Raw genomic sequence first — 19,803 nt, forward strand, 5'->3', positions numbered from 1 at the left:
GGCCGGGGCGACGTTCCCCGGATCAGAACCGCAGGAGCACCTTGCTCGACGAGGACGCATCCCTGGCCGACGCGAACGCGGTGAGCGCATCGGCGACGTCGTACTCGGCCGTGACGATCGGATCCACCACCAGCGAGCCCTCGGCGAGGGCGGCCACCACCTCGTCGATCTCGTCGTTGAACCGGAACGAGCCGACCAGATCCAGTTCCCGGGTGATCGCGATCGACATGGGTACCGGCTGATCCCCCGAGGGAAGCAGACCGACCATCACGACCCGGCCGCCGCGGGCCGTGCCGTGGATTGCCGATGCCAGACCGCGATGGTTGCCGGAGCATTCGATGGTGACGTCCGCTTCCACCGCCGCGACTGCGTCGGCATCGGTGGCGGTGAGTGTCGCGTCCGCACCCACGGCGCGCGCGATCCTCAGCGGGTACTCGTGCATGTCCACCGCCGTGATCTTCCCGGCGCCCGCTCGCTTCAGCACCGCCACGACGAGCGCGCCGATGGGTCCGGCACCGATGACGAGGACCGACCGGTCCTTCACCTCCCCTGCCCGCGCGACCGCGTGCCACGCCACGCTCGCCGGCTCGGCCAGTGACGCCAGACGAAGATCGAGGCCGTCGGGAAGAACCCGGAGCATGCGGGTCGGGACGGCGACGTGGCTGACGAACAACCCGTCCGCGTGCGGGAAGTGCGCCGCACTACCCAGGTACGTGCATCCGGGGGAAATATTGGGGCGATCGGCTGGATACTTCGCGCTGTCGCCGCCGGGGGTCGCGGGATGGATGGTCACGGGGGTGCCGGCGCCGGGACCGCTTCCGTCCGTCGCGCCGATCAGGACGGTGCCCGACGCCTCGTGTCCGAGCCGCATCGGTGCGCGAAGGATCGACTCGCCGGCGGCGCCGTGCTGCCAGTAGTGCAGATCGGATCCGCAGATCCCGCCGTAGGCGATGCGGATCACCGCTTCGTCCGGCTTCGGTGCGGCGATCGGCACCTCCTCCACGCGCAGGTCCTGCGCACCGTGGGCGACGACCGCCTGCGCGTGCGTCGGAATCTCGGTGGCGTCTGAAGCGGTGGTCGGGCTGGTGTTCATGCGTGGAGTCCAGTTCTGTCGGAGATCGGAGCTGGTCATCTGGTGACGGGTTCCGTTGTGGTGAGAAGGCCGAGTTCGTCCCGGCGTGGCATTCCCTCCCAGTCGCCGGACACGGTGCACGCGAACGCCCCGACCGTCACAGCGGTTCGCAGGCGGTCGGCGGGTGCCTCACCGGCCAGTCGTTCCGCGAGGTAACCGGCGACGAAACCGTCTCCGGCCCCGACGGAGTCGACCACGCTCACCGGCACCGCGGGCAGGGAGTACGTCTCTCCGTCGACCATCGCCAGGCATCCCTGGTCGCCCAGTTTCAGGATGCTCTCGCGTGGTCCGAGGTCGCGGACACGGGCGACGAGTTCGGCGGGGGTGCCCTCGCCCACCGCGATGGCGGCCTCGTCCTCACCTGCGAAGACGATGTCCGACAACGCGATCAGCTCACGGAAGACGGGGCCCGCGTCGTCCCGCGACCACAGCGCGCGGCGATAGTTGAGATCGAACGACACCGGAATGCCCAGTGCGCGCGCCCGTTCGACGCAGTGCAGGGTGGTCTTCCTGGCGGTGTCGGACAGGGCAGGGGTGATGCCGGTGACGTGCAGCAGGGACGCCGACTCGAGGCGGTCGTCCGCGATGTCCGACATCGTGAGCCGTGACCCCGCGCTGCCGGTCCGGTAGTACCAGACGCGGGTGGCGGTGGCGGTTCGCCGCTCCTTCACCATCAGTCCGGTCGGAGCGTCCGGATCGCGGATGACGTCGGCGGTTATTCCCTCGGCCCGGAGTTCCCGTTCGATCAGGTCGCCCAGGCTGTCCTGGCCGACGCGCCCGATCCAGGTGACGTCGACGCCGAGTCGCCGCAAGGCGATCGCGAAGTTCGATTCGGCGCCGCCGATTCCCAGATGCAGTGTCGATGTGTGGGCGAGGGCACCGGTGTCCACCGCCCTGGTGAGGGCCATCGTCTCGCCGAACGTCAGCACCGTCATCACGCGACCTCCAGTTCGGCGACGACGTCGGTGAGGCGCCGGCATCGTTCGGCCAGCTGCCCGAGGTCGCCTCCGCGGAGTGCGTCCCCGATCAACGGTCCGCCGAGGCTGACCGCCGCCGCTCCGGCCGCGAACCACGCGGGGACGTCGTCGATGCCCACCCCACCCGAGGGGACGACCTGGATGTCGGGGAAGGGCCCGCGCAGGTGCCCGATGTACTCCGGCCCGACCACCGACGCCGGGAACACCTTCACGGCAGTGGCACCCGCGTTCCATCCGTTCCACAGCTCGGTCGGGGTGAATCCGCCCGGGTAGATCGGAACTCCGGCACGCACGGCCGTGGCGATGACGTCGAGGTTGGTCGTCGGCGTCACGAGGAAGTCGGCTCCCACGTCGAGGGCGGCGCGGGCCTGCTCGACGGTGGTGACCGTCCCGACCCCGATCTCGACGCCGTCGGGTGCGGCGCGCCGGATGCTGCTCAGGGACTCGAGGGTTCCCGGCGTGCTCATCGTCAGCTCGACGGCGTGCACGCCGTTCTCGGCGAGGACGTTCACCACCGGGGCGTACCGGTTGGCGTCCGCGGCACGCAGCACCGCGATGACGGAAGACGTCATGCCGCCGTCACCTCACGGTCGGTGGCGTTGGCGGCCAGCGTGAGGTCGCGGTCGCGGGTTTCCGGTGCCATCGCCGAGGCGATCAGAACGGTCACGGCCATCAGGATCATGTAGACGGCCACGGGGATCCACGAGCCGGAGAACGCCGTGACGAGCGCCGCACAGATCAGCGGTGCGACACCGCCGCCGAAGATCGAGGCGAATTCGCGGCCGAGTGTGACGCCGGCGTAGCGGTAGCGGGAGCCGAAGATCTCCGGGAAGTAGCTCATGGTGACGCCGACGGCGCCCTGGCAGGCCAGGATGAAGCCGACGATCATCGCCATCGTGATCAGCAGATGCGAGCCGGTGTTCAGGGCCAGGAAGGTCGGCACCGGCAGGATGATCAGGGCGATCACGATCGAGATGTACACCGGCTTGCGGCCCACCCGATCGGACAGGCGGCCGAACCCGTAGGCCGCGATGCCGCCGCAGATGGCCCCGACCAGCAGCACCTTGGGAATGAACGTGGGGTCGACGTGCACGTCGTTCTTGAGGTACGAGGCCATGAACACCTGGTACGTGTACGACTGCGCGCTGATGCCGATGGTCATGAACATGACGATGAACAGCGGCTTCTTGCCGTTCGCGAAGATCTCCTTCACCGGCGTCTTCGGAACCTGGTGCTGCTCCTTGAGTTCCTGGAACACCGGGCTCTCGTTGAGCTTGCGACGAATGACGAACGCGGCGACCGTGACGAACAGACTGCTGACGAACACGAGACGCCAGCCCCAGGACATGAGCTGCTCTTCGGGCAGGAGCTGCGCGGCGATCCACGCGACTGCGCCGAGCGCCGTGCCCAGTGCGGCTCCCGTCATCACCAGGGCGGCGAGCCTACCTCGCCTGCCTATCTGCGCCGTCTCCGTCAGAAGGGTTGCACCGCCGGACTGTTCGGCTCCCGCTCCGAACCCCTGGAAGAATCGGCATGCGACGAGGAGAGCAGGTGCGAGCAGCCCGACCTGACTGTAGGTGGGCAGCAGGCCGATACCCAGTGTCGCGCCGCCCATCAGCATCAGCGTCGCGACGAGCACCCACTTGCGGCCGAGACGCTCTCCGTACCGCGAGAAGAACAGGCCGCCGAGCGGCCGGGCGAGAAACCCGACGGCGTAGGCGCTGAAGCTCGCGAGGATGCCCGCCGCCGGCGAGATGTTCGGGAAGAACAGGGTGTTGAATATCAGCGCCGAAGCGGTGCCGTAGATGACGAAGTCGTACTGCTCGAGCGTGGTGCCGATGAGCCCCGCCCACGCCGCCCGGCGGACCGCGGACGGGTCTGCCTGGGGTGTACCGCCACCGCGGCCGGGAGTTTTCGGGTTCACCGTGGGGTCGAGTGTAGTGTCCATGGATTCCTCCATTGGTGGTCCCGGAATAGTCCGGGCAAGGGGTGAGGGAGTCAGATGGTCGCGCTGGACCGCAGCGACGTGATCGTGCCGAGGTCCGGGACCGGGTCGGATGCTTCGCCGGCGGCGACTGCCGGCCCGTGACGGACGATGATGTCGACGAAGTCGGCGATCCGCGAGACGAAGTCGGTGTGCGAAGCGAGAGTGCTGGGAAACAGACCTCCGTCGACGAAGACGGAGCGAACGAATTCGGTAGTGGACGCGGCGTTGTCGGCCATTCCTGCCAGGCGCGGTCGAGCGGGGTCGGTCATGGATCGTGCGTGGGGGCCGGGATCGAACCCGGGCGGCGGGGCGATGCAGCAGAGGTATGCCGCCACCGTCAGAGAAAGGTACTGCGGGACGGTACCGCGGCCGAGGTGTTCGAGCGCGGGAATCGGGATGCGCTGCGCCAGTTTGACCGATCCGTCGGAGCCGACCTGCGAGGTGCGATGTCCCAGAGCGGTATTGGACCAACGCGAGAACAGCTGCCGGATGTAGTCGTCCGTGTCCACCGATTCGGGAACGGTGACCGTCGGCAGGTACTCGTCGCAGAGGATCCGCCGCGCTGCGTCCTCGACGAACGGCTGCGCCACGGACTCGGGGATGGTGGCGCGCCCGTCGAGTGCGCCGAGGTAGGCGATGAGCGAATGCGTCCCGTTGAGCAGTCGGACCTTCATCAGCTCGTACGGCTCGACGTCGTCGGTGAACAGCGCGCCACCGTGCTCCCAGGCGGGACGCCCGGCGGCGAACCGCTCCTCCATGACCCACATCGTGAACGGCTCCGCGGGGACGGCGATCGTGTCGCGCACGCCGAGGTGTGCCAGCGCCGCCTCGTTGTAGCGGTCCGAACCGGACGGCACGATCCGGTCCACCATCGAATTGGGGAACGTCACGGACGAGTCCATCCAGGACAGCAGGTCGTCGCGGAGAGGCGGCGCGAAGATGCCGACGAACTCGCGTACGAGTCCTTCGGTCTGACGCCCGTTGGACAGCAGGTTGTCGCAGCTGAGGATCGTGACCGGGGCGGCGTGCGTGCTCGCCCGCAGGGCCAGTCCGCGGGCGATCTGCCCGATCGTGGTGCGGGGCGTCCGCACCTCGCCGAGGTCGCGGCGAACGACATCGGAGTCGAGGTCGAGGGAGCCGGTTTCGGGTGACACCGTGTACCCGTGTTCGGTCACCGTGATCGTGACGATCTTCGTCGCCGGGTCCGCGATCGCACGGACGACCGACTCCGGGTCCTGCTCGGCCACCAGGGTCCCGGTGTGTGAACCCGGGACGCTCACACGAGAACCATCCGGCGAGATCTCGACGACGCTGTACAGGAGGTCCTGCGCGTTCATCGCATCGGCGACGGTGCTCGAGCGGCTCGCCACACCGAGAATGCCCCACGGTCCGGGTTCGCGTTCCATCGCGAGCGCGGTGTACACCGCCTGGTGTGCGCGGTGGAAGTTGCCGAGGCCCAGGTGCACGATCCCGGCGCCTTCCGGTACCCGCCGGTGGATCAGTGCCGCAGCGGGAACGTTTCGGCGCGAGAGTGTCGGTTCGGACATGCTCGTCACCAATCCGTCATGGAGCCGTCGCGGCGCCGGGCGACCGGGAGGTAGGCCTGCTCGTACGGATATTGCTCCGCGAGTTCCTCGTTCATGCTCACTCCGATGCCCGGAACGTCGCCGGGGGTGAGGTGCCCGTCCGAGAACGACCACTCGTGGGGGAAGACCTCGCTGACGAGCGGGTCGTAGCCCATGTACTCCTGGATTCCGAAGTTCGGCGTCGCAAGCCCGAGGTGCAGGCTCGCGCCCAGGGAGATCGGCGAGACGTCCGACGGGCCGTGCGGTCCGCCGCGAATCTGGTACACCTCGGCGAGCGCGAAGATCTTGCGGACGTGGCTGATTCCGCCCGCGTGGACGATGGCCACCCGGATGAAGTCGATCAGCTGCTCGGTGATCAGGTGCTGGCAGTCCCAGATCGTGTTGAAGACCTCCCCGATCGCCAGGGGTGTGGTGGTGTGGTTGCGCACCAGACGCAGCGCGTCCTGGTTCTCGGCGGGCGTGACGTCCTCGAGCCAGAACAGGTCCACATGTTCGACCGACTTCCCCAGCCGCGCAGCCTGCTGCGGGGTGAGCCGATGGTGGGCGTCGTGCAGCAATTTGAGGTCGGGGCCGACGTGTTCACGGACCGCTTCGAGGATCCGCGGTGCATGGTTGAGGTAGGCATCGGTGTCCCATACTTCCTCGACCGGGAGTGCGCCGCGGCTTGCGGGCTCGTATCCGGCGGCGCCCTGGTGCACGCCGTACACCGAATCCAGGCCGGGAACCCCGGACTGCACTCGAATCGCCTGGAAACCCTTCGCGCGCTTGGCGTCGACGGAGTCGAGTAGCGCGGGCGCGTCCCACCCGGTCGCGTGGGTGTAGGAGAGCACCCGGTCGCGGACGGCGCCGCCGAGCAGCTGGTAGACGGGCTGGCCGAGGGTCTTGCCCTTGATGTCCCAGAGTGCGACGTCCACGGCTCCGATCGCGGCCATCGTGACGGGCCCGCGCCGCCAGTACACGCCGCGGTAGAGGTACTGCCAGGTGTCCTCGATCCGCGCCGGGTCGCGCCCGATCAGCAAGGGCGCGACATGGTCCCGGAGATACGACGCGACGGACAGTTCACGGCCGTTGAGCGTGGCGTCACCGTAGCCGACGACGCCGTCGGCCGTGGTGATCTTGACGGTGACGAAGTTGCGGGTGGGGCTGCAGATCAGCACGTCCGCGGAGATGATCTTGTCGGTCATGCTCGTGATCCTTTCGAGCCGACGGCGGGGGCGACGACGTTGCGCAGTTGCTCACCGCGCGTGAGTCGAGTGATGTTGTCGGCGATGTCGTCGACGCGTCCGACGAAAGTCTGTTGTGAGACTCCCGAAGAATGCGGTGTCATCAGGATGTTGGGGAGTTCGGAGAACGGCAGAGCGCTGGGCGTCCCTCGACCGTCGGGTCCGGGATAGTCGTACCAGACGTCGATCGCCGCGGCCGCGATGGTCGACGAGGACAGTGCGTCGAACAGTGCCTGCTCCTGGACGAGAGGTCCGCGGCCCACATTCACCAGCACACCGTCGCTACCGAGTGCGCGCAATTCGTCGGCGCCGATCATGCCCCGCGTACGGTCGTCGAGCGGTGCGGACACCACGACGACATCGGATTCGACGAGGAGACGCCCGAGTTGGGACACGTCGGCCGCCCAGTCCAGTCCCGCACTCGGCGCGTCGACGTTGCCACGACCGGTCACGGCCGCTCCTGTCGCGCCGAATGCTCGGAACAGATTCCACGTGGCGTGGCCGATGTGGCCGAACCCCACGAAGCCCACTCGCGCGCCCTGCAGCGAATTCGACTGCGTAAGACGGTCGTCGTAGACCGAGGTGGCCCAGACGCCCTGCCGGAGTGCCTTGTCCTGCGCGACGAAGCCGCGTCGAAGCATCACCGCGGCCGCCACGACGTATTCCGCGATCGACTTCTCGTGATGGAAGGTGTTCGCCACCAGCACGTCCTGCGCCAGGGCATCGAAGGTGATGTTGTCCGTGCCGGCACCGGCGACGTGGACGAGGCGCAGCCTCTCGGCAGCCGACGCCATGGACGGTGTGAACTTTCCCCCGACATAGACGTCGGCGTCGCGCAGATCCTCGATCAGGGCGGCCTCGTCGAAGCCGCCGTGCCAGGACAGCCGCGATTCGGACGGAACTGCGGCCTCGAGCCGGGATCGGTGCGGAATCAGGTTGCTGTCGGCAACAACGATTTTCATCTAGCGGCTCTCTTTTCCGGGGCGAAACACCCGATCGTGCGCCGGTCCGGCCGAAGCCCGGACGACCAGTTGAGTGGGGAGGTGGATTTCTCGGATATCGGAGTCCGGCTCGTTCGCGCGCTGGAACACCAGGTCCAGACTCAGCACTCCGGCTCGTGCCATCGGCACATTGATGCTCGTGAGCGCGGGGCTGGCGAGTTCGGCCAGCGGCGAGTCGTCGATGCCGATGACGCTCAGGTCCGCCGGCACCGAGAAGCCCATTGCGCGGACGCCGTTCATCACTCCGATGGCCATCGGATCGTTGTGTGTGATCACGGCGCTCGCGCCCGTCGCGATCACGCTCGCCGCTGCGGCATGACCGCCCGCGAGGGTTTCCTGCTGCCAGCCGAGTAGACTCAGCTGCACATCCCTGGCCTTGCAGAATTCCTCGACCGCGGCGACACGACGCTGGTTCGACCAGGACTGCGGCGAGCCCTGGACGTAGGCGAGGTGCTCGTGCCCGAGGGCGACGAGGTAGTCGATGGCCTGGCGAATTCCGTCTTCGGAATCCGCCACGATGCAATCGCATTCGGGTGACGAGCGGTTGACGAGCACCAGGGGGGTGTCGCCGGCGAGCTGCACGATGTCCGATGCGGGCAGCCGCGGAGCGCAGACCACGAGTGCGTCGACGCGACCCTGCAACTCGCCGAGAACCTCACGCTCACGGTCGGCGCTGCCGTCGGTGTCGGTGAGGAGCACCGTCTGGCGCCGGTGCCACCCCTGAGCCTGCGCCGCCTTCACGAAGCTCGCGAACACCGTGTGTCCGATGTCGGGCACCACGACCGCGACGGTGGTGGCGGTGGGGCGCACGACGTCGGTGCGGGTCGGTGACGCCGCCCGGTAGCCGATCTCGTCGGCGACCGCGATGATCCGCGCGAGCGTGTCCGGTCCGATCCGGTCCGGGGCACTGAACGCCCGTGACGCGGTGGACAGGGATACCCCTGCGCGTTGTGCGACCTCGGTCAAGGTGGGTGCCACGGTGCTACCGCCTCGCTGTTCGTTGTGACTGCCGACACACACTATCCACCGGCTTGCGCAAAGTTGTCAATAGTTGCGCAAGGCTTGCAGCAAACCTGCGCGTCGTGCGTGTTCACACGTCCAGGAGTGACAACTGCCGATCGGATTCGAACAACGCGGCCCGGTCGAACGTCGACGTCGAGGCCAGGAGTTCGTCCGCGCCGGTGCGCGCGGCGAGGGCCTCGACCGCGACCCTTACCTGCTCGACGGTGCCGTGGATCGACGACGCGATCGAGGCGTCGACCTGTTCGCGCAGCCGCGGCGTCCACGCCCGACCCCGGATGTCCGCGACCGATTCGAGCGGCGGGAACTCGCCGGTCCGGCTCGACTGCGCCAGCGCCCACGCCTCCGGAAGCAGCAGTTCACGGGCTCGATCTTCGTCCTCGGCGATCATGACCTCGAGCGAGACGATCACGTACGGGGACGGATTCCCGGCGGACGGGATGAAGCTGTCGCGGTACCGGTCGAGTTCCGGAACGCGGGCGCCCGGCGCTCCGAGGATCGGCCCACCGACCACCACCGGCAGACCCGCCTTCGCGGCGAAGTCGAGCCCGCGCCGGGTAGCGAGAACGAACATCGGCGGTGGACTCGTCACGTGAGGCCGGGCCGTCACGGCGCCCTTGCCCTCGAGGTAGCTCCGCACCTCGTCGAGGTCGCCGGCGAACGTGTCGGGGGCGTTGCGGTCGCGGCGCAGCGCCTCGCGTACCGGCTTCGTGAATCCCAGCGACCGTCCGACGCCCAGGTCGATCCGGCCCGGGTACATCGCCTCGAGCATCAGGAACTGCTCGGCCACCACGAGAGGCCGGTGGTTCGGCAGCATCACACCACCCGAGCCCAGCCGGATCCGGTCGGTGCGGGCGCCGAGGGCAGCGAGCAGCACCGGCGGCGACCCGCTCGCGATGCCCGGCACGGCGTGATGCTCGGCCACCCAGAACCGATGGAACCCCAGATGCTCGGCATGCACCGCACGCTCGATCGTCCCGGTCAGCGCGGCAGAGTCGGGCGCACCCCGGCGCGTGCGGGACCGGTCCAGAATCGACAGCTTCACCCCCGGGGCAACGGTCCGCCGGCCGACGGTATTTCCTCACCCCGCACTCGGTGGACGAGTGTGCGCGCTTCGCTGACATACTGACCGCCGCAGGATCCACGATCGCCGGGAGGTCAATGGTGAGCAGCACAGGGACTATGTCGTACTCGCTGGACGTCACGTCGCGGTCCGCAGCGCAGATGCGGGAGTGTGCAGAGTTCTTCAGCGAGCCCGAGCTGGCCCACCTGCCCACGGCCCGCCTCGCGGACGCACTGGAGTCGCTGGCGGAGACGGGCCGCTACGAGCACACCGTGGAGGAACTGGAAGTCGGCTCGCAGCTGGCCTGGCGCAACCACGCCCGGTGCGTCGGTCGCAAGCACTGGCGCACGCTGAAGCTGATCGACGCCCGGCACGTCACCACCGCGGACGAGATTGCGGAGGCGTGCTGGGAGCACCTGCGGGTCGCGACGAACGGCGGCGCGCTGCGCTCGGTCATCACGGTCGGTCCGCTGCCGCTTTCCGACGGTCGCGAGTACAAGATCGTCAGCCCGCAACTGATCCGGTACGCGGGCTACCGCCACGCGGACGGGACGGTGACCGGGGACCCCGCGCAGGTCGGCATCACCGAGGCGGTGACGAAGATGGGGTGGCGGGGCGCAGGCACGCCGTTCGACGTGCTGCCGCTGCTGGTCAGCACCCCCGACGAGACGCTGCGCTGGTACGAGATTCCATCCGAGCTGGTGCTCGAGGTCCAGATCGAGCACCCCGACTACGCCTGGTTCGCCGATCTCGGTCTCAAATGGCATGCCGTTCCCGCCGTGTCGAACATGAGTTTCTCGGTCGGCGGGCTGACCTACCCGCTCGCCCCGTTCAGCGGGTGGTACGTGAGCACCGAGGTCGGAGCCCGCAACCTCAGCGACCAGGATCGGTACGACATGCTGCCCGCCATCGCCGAACGGCTGTGCCTGGACACGACGTCGGAGCGGACGCTGTGGCGCGACCGCGCACTGGTCGAACTGAACCGCGCCGTGATCCACAGTTACCGGCAGGCCGGTGTGCACATGGTCGATCATCACACCGTCGCCAAGCAGTTCATCAGCCACGTCGAACGAGAAGAGTCACTCGGCCGGAAGTGCCCCACCGACTGGTCGTGGATCAACCCGCCGATGTCGGCGGCGCTGACGCCCACCTTCCACCGGCTCTACGACGCACCCGACATGGACATCCGCCCTAACTTTCTCCCGGCCGCCACTGCATCAGGATGTCCAATCGGCGGCGGGAGCCTGTAGGACGTCGGCTATCAACTCCCGCAACCAATCGACGCCCGGCGACGGGAGAGCCCGCCGCACGGTAAAGAGCGACACCTCGACGTTCGGTATCTCGACAGGTAGCGCGAACGTGCGGACGGGCGAGGACCGGGTGAACAGTTCCGCGACCCGGCTCGGCACCACGGCGAGGTGCCGGGTCTGCGCCACCAGTTCCGGCAGCACCGCGAAGTGCGGTACCCGCACGGCGATGTCACGGCGACGCCCCATCCTCGCGAGGGCTTGATCAGCGTCCACGTGCCCGGCGGCGGCGTCGACGACGATGTGCCGTTCGGCAAGGAAATCGTCCAGTCCGGGTTCGACTCCGATCCGCGGATGCCCGAGTGCGCACAGTCCGAGATAGCCTTCCCGAAACAGGGGGTCGCGGCGCAGATCCGGCGCGTCGATGCGCGGGGTGCAGATGACGGCGTCAGCACGACCCTGACGCAATTCCTCTGCAGCACTGGCAAAATCGAGCGGCGTTACTTGCACGGCGCAGCCGGGAGCGCGGGTTTCCAGCGCCGCGAGCACTCCGGGGAGCAGTGAAATCTCCCCAAGATCGGTGGCGCAGATCCGAAAGGTTCGGTCCGACGTCTCGGCGTCGAATTGACCGACACCGGAGACGGTCTCGTCGATGACCTCCAGCGCCTGATGCAATTGCGGGTACATACTCGCCGCCAGAACCGTGGGCGCCAAGCCGTCCGACGACCGGATGAAGAGGTCGTCGTTGAACTGCCGCCGCAGTCGGCGGAGCGAATGGCTCACCGACGGCTGCGTGATGAACAGCAGCTCCGCCGTACGGGTGACGCTCCGCGTTTCATACAGCAGCACGAAGGTCCTGATGAGGTTGAGGTCCACGTCGGCCATACCGATAATATAGATCCTGTCTATGTGCTGATCGACAGTATTCATTGGACCTATAGGACGCGGCTCCCTACCGTGGTTCACGTCACACCGCGAGGACCATGCGAAGAAATGGAGAACACCTGATGGCCGACGTCAGCGAAGCGACCTATGACCTACTGCGGGCGCATGGCCTGACCACGATCTTCGGCAACCCCGGATCGAACGAGCTCCCCTTCCTCGCCGGGATGCCCGACGACTTCCGCTACATCCTGGGTCTGCACGAAGGCGCCGTCCTGGCCATGGCCGACGGGTACGCCCAGGCCCGCGGCGGCGCGGCCTTCGTCAATCTGCACGCCGCCGCGGGCACCGGCAACGCGATGGGCGCGCTCACGAACTCGGTCTACTCCCACAGCCCGTTGATCATCACCGCCGGGCAACAAGTCCGCTCGACCATCGGCCAGGAGGTGATGCTCGCCAACGTGGACGCGCAGTCGCTGCCGAAACCCCTGGTCAAGTGGTCCTGCGAGCCGGCGTGCGCGCAGGACGTGCCGCGGTCGATCAGCCAGGCCATCCACATCGCGAACCTGCCCGCGAAGGGTCCGGTCTATGTGTCGGTGCCGTACGACGACTGGGCGCAGGAAGCACCCGCCGAGACAAAGCACCTCCTCACCCGCGCCACAACCACTGCCGGTTCCCTCAGTGCGGATCAACTCGCCACCCTCGTCGACGCCCTCGACCGCGCCGAGAACCCGGTCCTCGTACTCGGACCGGAAGTCGATGCCGAGTACGCCAATGACGACGCGGTCCGTCTCGCGGACGCACTCGGCGCCCCCGTCTGGATCGCGCCGTCCCCGTCACGATGCCCGTTCCCCACCCGCCACCGCAGCTTCCGCGGGGTCCTGCCAGCCGCCGTCCAGGGCATCACCGACGCACTGGTCGGGCACGACCTGATCCTCGTCGCGGGAGCACCCGTGTTCCGGTACCACCAGTTCGTCCCCGGCGAGTACCTGCCCGACGGCGCCCGGCTCATCCACCTCACCAGCGATCCCGGCGAGGCCGCCCGCGCCCCGATGGGTGACGCACTGGTCGGCGGTGTGCGGGATGCGTTGTCCCGCCTCGCCGACAGCGTGACGCCGGGCCGCCGCCCGGTCCTGCCGCCGCTGCCCGACATCCCACAGGCCAGGACGTCGTCCGAGCGCGTGCATCCGGAGGAGCTGTTCGAGCTGTTGCGCGGCACTGCGCCGGACGACGCCGTGTACGTCAAGGAGTCGACGTCCACCACCGGCGCGTTCTGGTCGCAGGTCGACGTCTCCCGCCAAGGCAGCTACTTCTTCCCCGCATCGGGCGGGCTTGGATTCGGACTGCCCGCCGCAGTCGGTGCCCAGCTGGCGAATCCGGACCGTCAGGTGATCGGCCTGATCGGAGACGGCTCGGCCAACTACGGCATCACCGCCCTGTGGACGGCCGCGCAGTACGACATTCCGGTGATCATCGTCATCCTCAAGAACGGGACCTACGGCGCACTGCGCTGGTTCTCGACGGTGCTGGGGTCCGGCGAGACCCCCGGCATGGACGTTCCCGGGATCGACTTCACCGCCATCGCTGCGGGGTACGGCGTGACGGCCACCGCGGTACGGACCGGCGACGACTTCGTCCGCGCCTTCAAGACCGCCCTCGGCAGCGGAAAGCCTGCCGTGATCGAGGTCGAGACCGACCTCACCGAGCCGTGATAGCCCCACTCGTTCCCACGGCAGCAACGCTGCCCCGCATCGGGAGTATGCCCTTGTCTCAGAACCCGCTGTCCCAGAACCCGCTGTCCCAGAACACAGTTACCTCGATCATCTCCAACGCCCGACTGCGGCCGTTCCATTATGGTGTCGTAGCCCTGTGCTCACTGCTGATGATCATCGACGGATACGACATGGTCTCGTACGGCACCGTGATCGTCCATCTGATGGACGAGTGGAACATGGACCCGGTCACCGCCGGCACCCTCGGATCCGCGGCGCTCGTCGGCATGCTGATCGGCGGACTGTTCGTCGCCCCGCTCGCCGATCGGTACGGCCGCCGTCCGCTCATGCTCATCTGCGTGACGGTGGCGAGCGTGGCGTCGTTCAGCTGCGCCTTCGCCGGCGCCCCGGCGCAACTCGGCATTCTCCGCCTCGTCGTCGGTGTGTCGCTCGGCGCGCTCGTACCCAACTTCACGGCACTGATCGCCGAGCTCGCCCCACGCACGTCGAAGGCACTGCTCGTCACGTTCGTGTCGTCGTTCTACTCCGTCGGTGGCATCGCCGCCGCGGTGTTCGCAATCAACGTGGAGCCGCTCTGGACGTGGCGCGGTGTGTTCTACGTCGCCGGTCTGCCGCTCCTGTTGCTACCCGTTCTGCTGAGGTACCTGCCGGAGTCGCCGGAGTTCCTCGCCATCAACGGTCGTCAGGACAAGCTGGAGGCTGTGCTGTCCAAGGTCGACCCGGGTCGCGACCTGAGCGACGTCGTGGCCACGCCACGTCCGGAAGTTCGGAAGGCACCTGTCGCGCAGCTCTTTACCAACGGAAACGCCCTGAACAGCTTTCTGATTTGGATCTTCTTCGCGATGTGCATGTTGTTGAGTTACGGGCTCAACACGTGGCTACCGAAACTGATGCAGACCGCCGGCTACGCTTTGAGTTCCGCGCTGTGGACCCTGGTGGTGCTGAATCTCGGGGGCATCGCCGGCGCGATCTTCGGCGGCTGGCTGGCCGACCGCTGGTCCTACCGCAACACCCTGATCACGTATTTCTCCCTGGCATCCCTGTCGCTGGTGGGACTGTCCTTCGACCCAGCCGCCGCACTGCTCAATGTGCTGCTGTTCGTCGCCGGTGCGGCGACCATCGGCGCGCTCGCCATCATCCACGCGTTCGCCGTCGAGTTCTACCCGACCGAGGTACGGTCGACCGGCGTCGGGTGGGCTGCGGGCATGGGACGGATCGGTGCGATCGGTGGCCCCACCCTCGGCGGCGCGCTCCTCGCTCTTCATCTACCGTTCCAGCAGAACTTTCTCGCCGTCGCCGTACCGGGAGTCGTCGGCGCGGTCGCGGTGGCAATCGTCGCCAAGCGGAAATTCCGCTCGCCCCGCACCGAATCCGCGGCACCGTCACCCGTACTCGCGTCCTGACCGACCTCACCGAAAGAAGGATCGACCATGAGCCTGCTCGACATCGACTGGGAGAAGAAGGTCTTCACCGGCAGCTGGACCGCCGCCGAAGGCGCGTTCTCCGAGGTCGTGGAGCCCGCGACGGGCAGCACCCTCGGTCACGTCGGCACCGCGACCGCCGCCGACGTCGCCGCGGCCTGCACCAAAGCCGCCGAGGTCCAGCGCCGCTGGGAGAAAACGCCTTTCGAGGATCGGGCCGCGATCCTGCGCCGCGCCGGTCAGCTCCTCGAGGAGCACGCCTCCGAGATCGAGACGTGGATCGTCCGGGAGGCCGGATCGATTCGCGCGAAAGCGAGCCTCGAGACGCACGTCGCAGCGCAGGAATGCTACGAGGCGTCGGCGTTGCCTTCGCATTCCAAGGGTGAGGTGCTCCCGTCCGCCGACGGACGTCTGAGTTTCAGCCGTCGGATCGCGGCGGGTGTCGTCGGTGTGATCGCTCCGTTCAACTTCCCCCTGATCCTCTCGATCCGCGCAGTGGCACCCGCACTGGCACTGGGCAACTCAGTGATTCTGAAACCCGACACCCGAACCGCAGTGTGCGGCGGTGTGGTGCTGGCGGCCGTGTTCGCGGCCGCTGGGGTACCGGACGGCGTCTTCCAGATGCTGCCCGGCGGCGCCGATGCCGGTGCCGCCCTCGTCACCGACCGGCACACCCGCGTCATCGCGTTCACCGGCTCCACGTCGGCGGGACGGAAGGTCGGCCAGGCCGCGGCGGCGCACCTCACGCGGGCACACCTCGAACTCGGCGGCAACAACGCCCTCATCGTCCTTCCCGACGCCGACGTCACCAAGGCTGCGTCGGCCGGAGCCTGGGGCGCATACCTCCACCAGGGCCAGATCTGCATGGCCGCAGGCAGGCACCTGGTCCACGAATCGGTTGCCGACGAATACGTGGCGGTGCTCGCCGAGAAGGCGCGAGCGCTCCCCGTCGGCGACCCGTACACCAGTGAGGTGGCACTCGGCCCAATCATCGACGCGGTGCAGCGCGACAGCATCCACCGACTCGTGACCGAGAGCGTCTCGACCGGAGTGACCCTCGTCGAGGGCGGCACCCACGACGGGCTGTTCTACCGCCCGACCGTCCTCGACCACGTGCAGCGCGACACCCCCGCGTTCTGCCAGGAAGTGTTCGGCCCCGTCGCTCCCGTGCTGCGCTACTCGACGATCGACGAGGCCGTCGAGATCGCGCGCGACACCGAGTACGGATTGTCGCTGAGCGTCCTCGGCTCGGATGCGATGGCGGCCTGGGAAGTGGCGCAGCAGATTCCCACCGGGCTCGTGCACATCAACGACCAGACCGTCGGCGACCACGCCCACATCCCGTTCGGCGGAATGGGATCCTCCGGAAACGGCGGACGAGTCGGCGGCGCCGCAGCGAACCTCGAGGCGTTCACCGAACTCCAGTGGGCCACCATCCAGGGGCCGATTCAGCAGTACCCGTTCTGATCGGACAGGCTGACACCCTGCCCTACTCAGCCGCGGTAGGGCGGGGCCACGCCCCAACCCCAGTGCGGGACGGGTGCGTGCTCGATCACCTCGGCACCGGGGCTCGAGTTCTGCAGCGCGAGTCTGGTCCCCCACTCGACGTATGCCATGAATGCGGAACGGAATTCGGGATCCGACGGGAGGCCGGCGTCGTCGGCGGCGAGGCTCATCGTCGATGCGAAGCGGTGCCGCTGCTCCGGGCTGATGGCGAGGCCGATGTGGTGGCGCAACATCCGTTCGTAGCCCGCCCAGCTGTTCGCTGTAGCCCGGCGGGCCGCCGAACACCTCGCACCACCAGAGAGTCACGTTGCGCCGATGCTCCTCGTGCACGCCGCCGGGGAACATCGGCGACAGCAGTTCGTCGCCCTCCACCCGGTCGTAGAAGGCGTCTATCAGCCGCCGGAACGACTGCTCACCGCCCGCCCACTCGTACAGGGACGGTGTTTCCTGATCACTCATGGGAGCTCCCGATTTCCGTCGTCTGTCCATTACAATACACATCAGTATTGGATTGAAAAGAGGTTCGAGCATGAGTGTGGCCGGGCGCAGTCGCGACACCGATATCGACACCCGGGTTCTGAAAGTGGCGGGCAGGCAGTTGTCCTGCGCCGGCTACGACGCGATGTCGCTCGCCGCGATCGCCGCGGAGGCAGGCACCACCCGGCAGGCGCTGTACCGGCGGTGGGCGTCGAAGTCGGAGCTCGCCGCGGCAGTCGTGGCGCAGTTGGCCGACGAACAGTCGGGGCGGTCGTCGGCCGATCCCTTCGGGGATCTGGTCCGCGAGCTGACCGACTTCCGGCGCGGGGTGTCGCGGAGCGGCCGGTTGTCGCTCGTCGGCACGATGCTGCAGGACACGACGGACGCCGATGTCCGCGCGCAGTACCGCGCCCGGGTGGTGGCGCCGCGTCGCCGCCGCATCCGCGCCATCCTGGACCGCGCCGCCGAACTGGAGCTGATCGACGCGGACGCCGATCTCGACGTCGCCGTCACCATGACCACCGGCAGTTGGTACGGCCGGGCGCTGGCCGGTGATCGCCCACCCGCCGACTGGCCGGCCCGGACCGCGACACTGATCTGGCGGGCCGTCGGCGGGGTGCCGCCGACCTGACGCGGTTGCTACGCCGTCGACGCGTTCGTCGACCGCCGGTCTCCCATGTTCCGTGACATCAGGACGCCGATGAGGAGGAGAACGCCGGCGACGGCGATGAACCAGCCCGTGCGGTGCAGTCCGTCGTCACCGATGATGTGACCGGCGGTGGTCTGCAGTACGACTGCCGACAGGTTCGCTCCGATGTACTGGACGGTGCGGTACATCCCGATCGCCGTGCCGACTTCCTCGACGGACGTGACCGAGCTGATCAGGTTCTGATTGCCGATATTGTTGAACCCATTGGGAATTCCCAGCACCGCGGCCACCAGGAGTAGCACGACGATCGGAGCCGTACTGCTCTCCACCGACGCCAGGAGCAGCCCTCCCACCAGGAGCGCACACGTCCCGACGGTGAGCGTTCGGCGCACCCCGTGCCGCCGATACGTCCGTGACGCGAACAGCGTGGAGCCGATGCCGACGACGGCGACGGGCAGCATCGTCAGACCGGCTTCGGTGGCGCTCATTCCGCGGGAGTACTGCAGCCACTGCGGGATGCCGAAGAAGACGCAGTAGAACGCCGTGTACGTGAGGAGGGTGCGGGCGAGTGTGGCGCTGAGCGCACGGTTCCGGGCCAGGGCCCGAACGTCGATGAACGGTTCGTCCGCACGACGTTCCCAGTGGACGAACAGGGCGAACACCAGCGCCCACACCGGGATCAGCCACCACACGGGGTCGCTGGTGAGCGACAGCAGGAACAGCATCGTCGACGAGACGAGCCCGAGGAACAGCAGGACCCCGGCCACGTCGAGCGCGTGGAGCAGTTGCCGACCACTGACCGAGATGCCGCCGACGAAGCCGACCTTGGCGAATTTCGTGACCGCCACCGCGCTGAACGCGACGATCGGAAGGTTGATCCACATGATCGACTGCCAGCCGAACGCCCCGACGAGCAGTCCGCCGAGCGTCGGGCCCAGGGCCACGACCGCCTGGCTGCAGATCGCGAGGGTCGTGATCGCGGTGCGCGGCTGCGCGCCGCGCCGCTCCGCGTACCCGCGAATCATCGTCATCGCATTGGGATACTGCGTGGCGGTTCCGATTCCGACGAGGATTCGGGAGAAGATCAGCCAGCCGACGGTGGGTGCGAGCAGACCGGCGACCGAGCCCAGCGCTACCAGGGCGAGGCCCCCGAGGTAGACCTTCCGGGCTCCGAGCAGCGCGCCGAGCTTGCCTGCCATCGGAGCGGTGACGGCCGTGGCGATGTAGAGCCCCGAGATCACCCACGCGATCCCGGACGAGGAGCCGAACTGGGCGGCGATGCCGACGATCGCCACCGCGATCATCGACGAGTTCAGCGGTTGGAGGATGCTCCCGGTGGCGACCGAACCGCTGACCCGGAACGGTACGGACGGGGACTTCTGCGCGAGGCCGGTATCGGCGACGGTCGCGCTCACGAGTTCATCAGTGACTCCTGCTGCGGCGCCGGCTCGGTAGTTCCGGCGAGTCGACGGAGTAGCCGTCCGGCGATAAAGAGGAGGTCGCGCTCGGCGTCGGTACATTCGGCGGCGAGCGCGGCCGCCAGCCACTCGCTTCGCCGCGACCGATCGTCGACGAGCGTCTGCAACCCCAGCGCGGTGATCGCGACGATGCTCGCGCGCGCATCGTGGGGGTCCACGGTCCGGGAGACCATTCCGGACTCCTCGAGGATCGAGACGGTCCGCGCGATGGACTGCGGCGCGACCTGCTCGAGATCGGCGAGAGCGCGTGCGCTCATCGGACCTTCCCGGTCGAGGTGCGCGAGGGCTTGGAGTTGCGAGGGGGTGAGCAGGTGCCCGGAGCGCTGGGTTCGGATACGTCGGTTGAACAGAACGACGTCCTCGCGGAACTGATCGACCATCTGGTCCATGGCGGCCTCCCTCTCACAGTCAGGTTCATTAG

Annotated in this window: 18 protein-coding genes and 1 pseudogene; 5 read left to right on the plus strand and 14 right to left on the minus strand. The window is 68.0% G+C overall.

Translation table 11 applies throughout. The features are described from left to right. Window positions 1–22 precede the first annotated feature (22 nt). The 9 genes from QM806_RS30865 to QM806_RS30905 form a co-directional block, all read right to left on the minus strand. The gene (locus QM806_RS30865) at window positions 23–1,093 is read right to left on the minus strand and encodes an L-idonate 5-dehydrogenase (protein ID WP_169692736.1); all 1,071 of its coding nucleotides are present in this window, start codon (window positions 1,091–1,093) and stop codon (window positions 23–25) included. 35 nt (window positions 1,094–1,128) lie between these two features. Beyond that, window positions 1,129–2,067, minus strand: a complete 939-nt coding sequence (locus QM806_RS30870) for a sugar kinase (protein ID WP_283293904.1) — start codon at window positions 2,065–2,067, stop codon at window positions 1,129–1,131. After that, a complete protein-coding gene (locus QM806_RS30875; protein WP_283293905.1) occupies window positions 2,067–2,681 on the minus strand; it encodes a bifunctional 4-hydroxy-2-oxoglutarate aldolase/2-dehydro-3-deoxy-phosphogluconate aldolase in 615 nt (204 codons plus the stop codon). Before QM806_RS30875 ends, QM806_RS30870 begins: the two co-directional genes overlap by 1 nt. Further along, window positions 2,678–4,057 carry an MFS transporter gene (locus QM806_RS30880; protein WP_054245996.1) on the minus strand — a complete coding sequence of 460 codons (1,380 nt, stop codon included), beginning with the start codon at window positions 4,055–4,057 and terminating at the stop codon, window positions 2,678–2,680. The genes QM806_RS30875 and QM806_RS30880 overlap by 4 nt, the downstream gene beginning before the upstream one ends. A 50-nt stretch (window positions 4,058–4,107) precedes the next feature. Next, window positions 4,108–5,643: a mannitol dehydrogenase family protein gene (locus QM806_RS30885; RefSeq protein WP_283293907.1), complete on the minus strand. Its 1,536-nt coding sequence runs from the start codon at window positions 5,641–5,643 to the stop codon at window positions 4,108–4,110. 5 nt (window positions 5,644–5,648) lie between these two features. Then, window positions 5,649–6,866 (minus strand): D-mannonate dehydratase ManD, encoded by a 1,218-nt coding sequence (gene manD, locus QM806_RS30890; protein WP_167113966.1) that lies wholly within the window; start codon window positions 6,864–6,866, stop codon window positions 5,649–5,651. Beyond that, window positions 6,863–7,867 carry a 2-hydroxyacid dehydrogenase gene (locus tag QM806_RS30895; RefSeq protein ID WP_054245987.1) on the minus strand — a complete coding sequence of 335 codons (1,005 nt, stop codon included), beginning with the start codon at window positions 7,865–7,867 and terminating at the stop codon, window positions 6,863–6,865. Before QM806_RS30895 ends, manD begins: the two co-directional genes overlap by 4 nt. Further along, window positions 7,868–8,884, minus strand: a complete 1,017-nt coding sequence (locus QM806_RS30900; protein WP_120660328.1) for a LacI family DNA-binding transcriptional regulator — start codon at window positions 8,882–8,884, stop codon at window positions 7,868–7,870. Between the two features lie 112 nt (window positions 8,885–8,996). Beyond that, on the minus strand, window positions 8,997–9,971 hold the full coding sequence (locus QM806_RS30905) for an LLM class flavin-dependent oxidoreductase (RefSeq protein WP_120660327.1): 975 nt from the start codon (window positions 9,969–9,971) through the stop codon (window positions 8,997–8,999). 137 nt (window positions 9,972–10,108) lie between these two features. On the opposite strand from QM806_RS30905, the gene QM806_RS30910 reads away from it, so the two are divergent. Continuing rightward, window positions 10,109–11,239 (plus strand): nitric oxide synthase oxygenase, encoded by a 1,131-nt coding sequence (locus QM806_RS30910; protein ID WP_005572987.1) that lies wholly within the window; start codon window positions 10,109–10,111, stop codon window positions 11,237–11,239. Here the strand turns inward: QM806_RS30910 and QM806_RS30915 are convergent. Next, window positions 11,207–12,166, minus strand: coding sequence for a LysR family transcriptional regulator (locus tag QM806_RS30915; protein WP_231137705.1), 960 nt, complete (start codon window positions 12,164–12,166; stop codon window positions 11,207–11,209). The two genes, QM806_RS30910 and QM806_RS30915, sit on opposite strands and share 33 nt — an antisense overlap. 77 nt (window positions 12,167–12,243) lie before the next feature. Between QM806_RS30915 and mdlC the strand changes: the two genes are divergently transcribed. From mdlC to QM806_RS30930, 3 genes are read left to right on the plus strand one after another with little or no spacing between them, the layout of a single operon-like run. After that, window positions 12,244–13,830: a benzoylformate decarboxylase gene (gene mdlC, locus QM806_RS30920; protein WP_005572989.1), complete on the plus strand. Its 1,587-nt coding sequence runs from the start codon at window positions 12,244–12,246 to the stop codon at window positions 13,828–13,830. Window positions 13,831–13,883: 53 nt separating this feature from the next. Next, entirely contained in the window at window positions 13,884–15,254 is a 1,371-nt protein-coding gene (locus tag QM806_RS30925; protein ID WP_502943919.1) for an MFS transporter, read from the plus strand. Between the two features lie 27 nt (window positions 15,255–15,281). After that, on the plus strand, window positions 15,282–16,739 hold the full coding sequence (locus tag QM806_RS30930; RefSeq protein WP_120660326.1) for an aldehyde dehydrogenase family protein: 1,458 nt from the start codon (window positions 15,282–15,284) through the stop codon (window positions 16,737–16,739). 26 nt (window positions 16,740–16,765) lie between these two features. Here the strand turns inward: QM806_RS30930 and QM806_RS30935 are convergent, their stop codons facing one another. Both QM806_RS30935 and QM806_RS30940 read right to left on the minus strand, forming a co-directional pair. Then, window positions 16,766–17,008, minus strand: coding sequence for a globin family protein (locus tag QM806_RS30935; RefSeq protein ID WP_259465669.1), 243 nt, complete (start codon window positions 17,006–17,008; stop codon window positions 16,766–16,768). A gap of 76 nt (window positions 17,009–17,084) precedes the next feature. After that, window positions 17,085–17,309: pseudogene (locus tag QM806_RS30940) on the minus strand (truncated hemoglobin); the annotation flags it as partial. Here QM806_RS30940 and QM806_RS30945 point away from each other — a divergent pair. Then, the gene (locus tag QM806_RS30945; RefSeq protein WP_120660325.1) at window positions 17,308–17,886 is read left to right on the plus strand and encodes a TetR/AcrR family transcriptional regulator; all 579 of its coding nucleotides are present in this window, start codon (window positions 17,308–17,310) and stop codon (window positions 17,884–17,886) included. The pseudogene QM806_RS30940 and the gene QM806_RS30945 overlap by 2 nt on opposite strands. An 8-nt stretch (window positions 17,887–17,894) precedes the next feature. On the opposite strand, the gene QM806_RS30950 is transcribed toward QM806_RS30945, so the two are convergent. Beyond that, entirely contained in the window at window positions 17,895–19,319 is a 1,425-nt protein-coding gene (locus QM806_RS30950; protein ID WP_120660324.1) for an MFS transporter, read from the minus strand. Continuing rightward, on the minus strand, window positions 19,316–19,771 hold the full coding sequence (locus QM806_RS30955) for a MarR family winged helix-turn-helix transcriptional regulator (protein WP_120660323.1): 456 nt from the start codon (window positions 19,769–19,771) through the stop codon (window positions 19,316–19,318). Before QM806_RS30955 ends, QM806_RS30950 begins: the two co-directional genes overlap by 4 nt. Window positions 19,772–19,803 lie beyond the last annotated feature (32 nt).

Origin of the sequence: Rhodococcus sp. IEGM 1351 (assembly GCF_030056875.1) — a bacterium.
Classification (GTDB): domain Bacteria; phylum Actinomycetota; class Actinomycetes; order Mycobacteriales; family Mycobacteriaceae; genus Rhodococcus_F; species Rhodococcus_F opacus.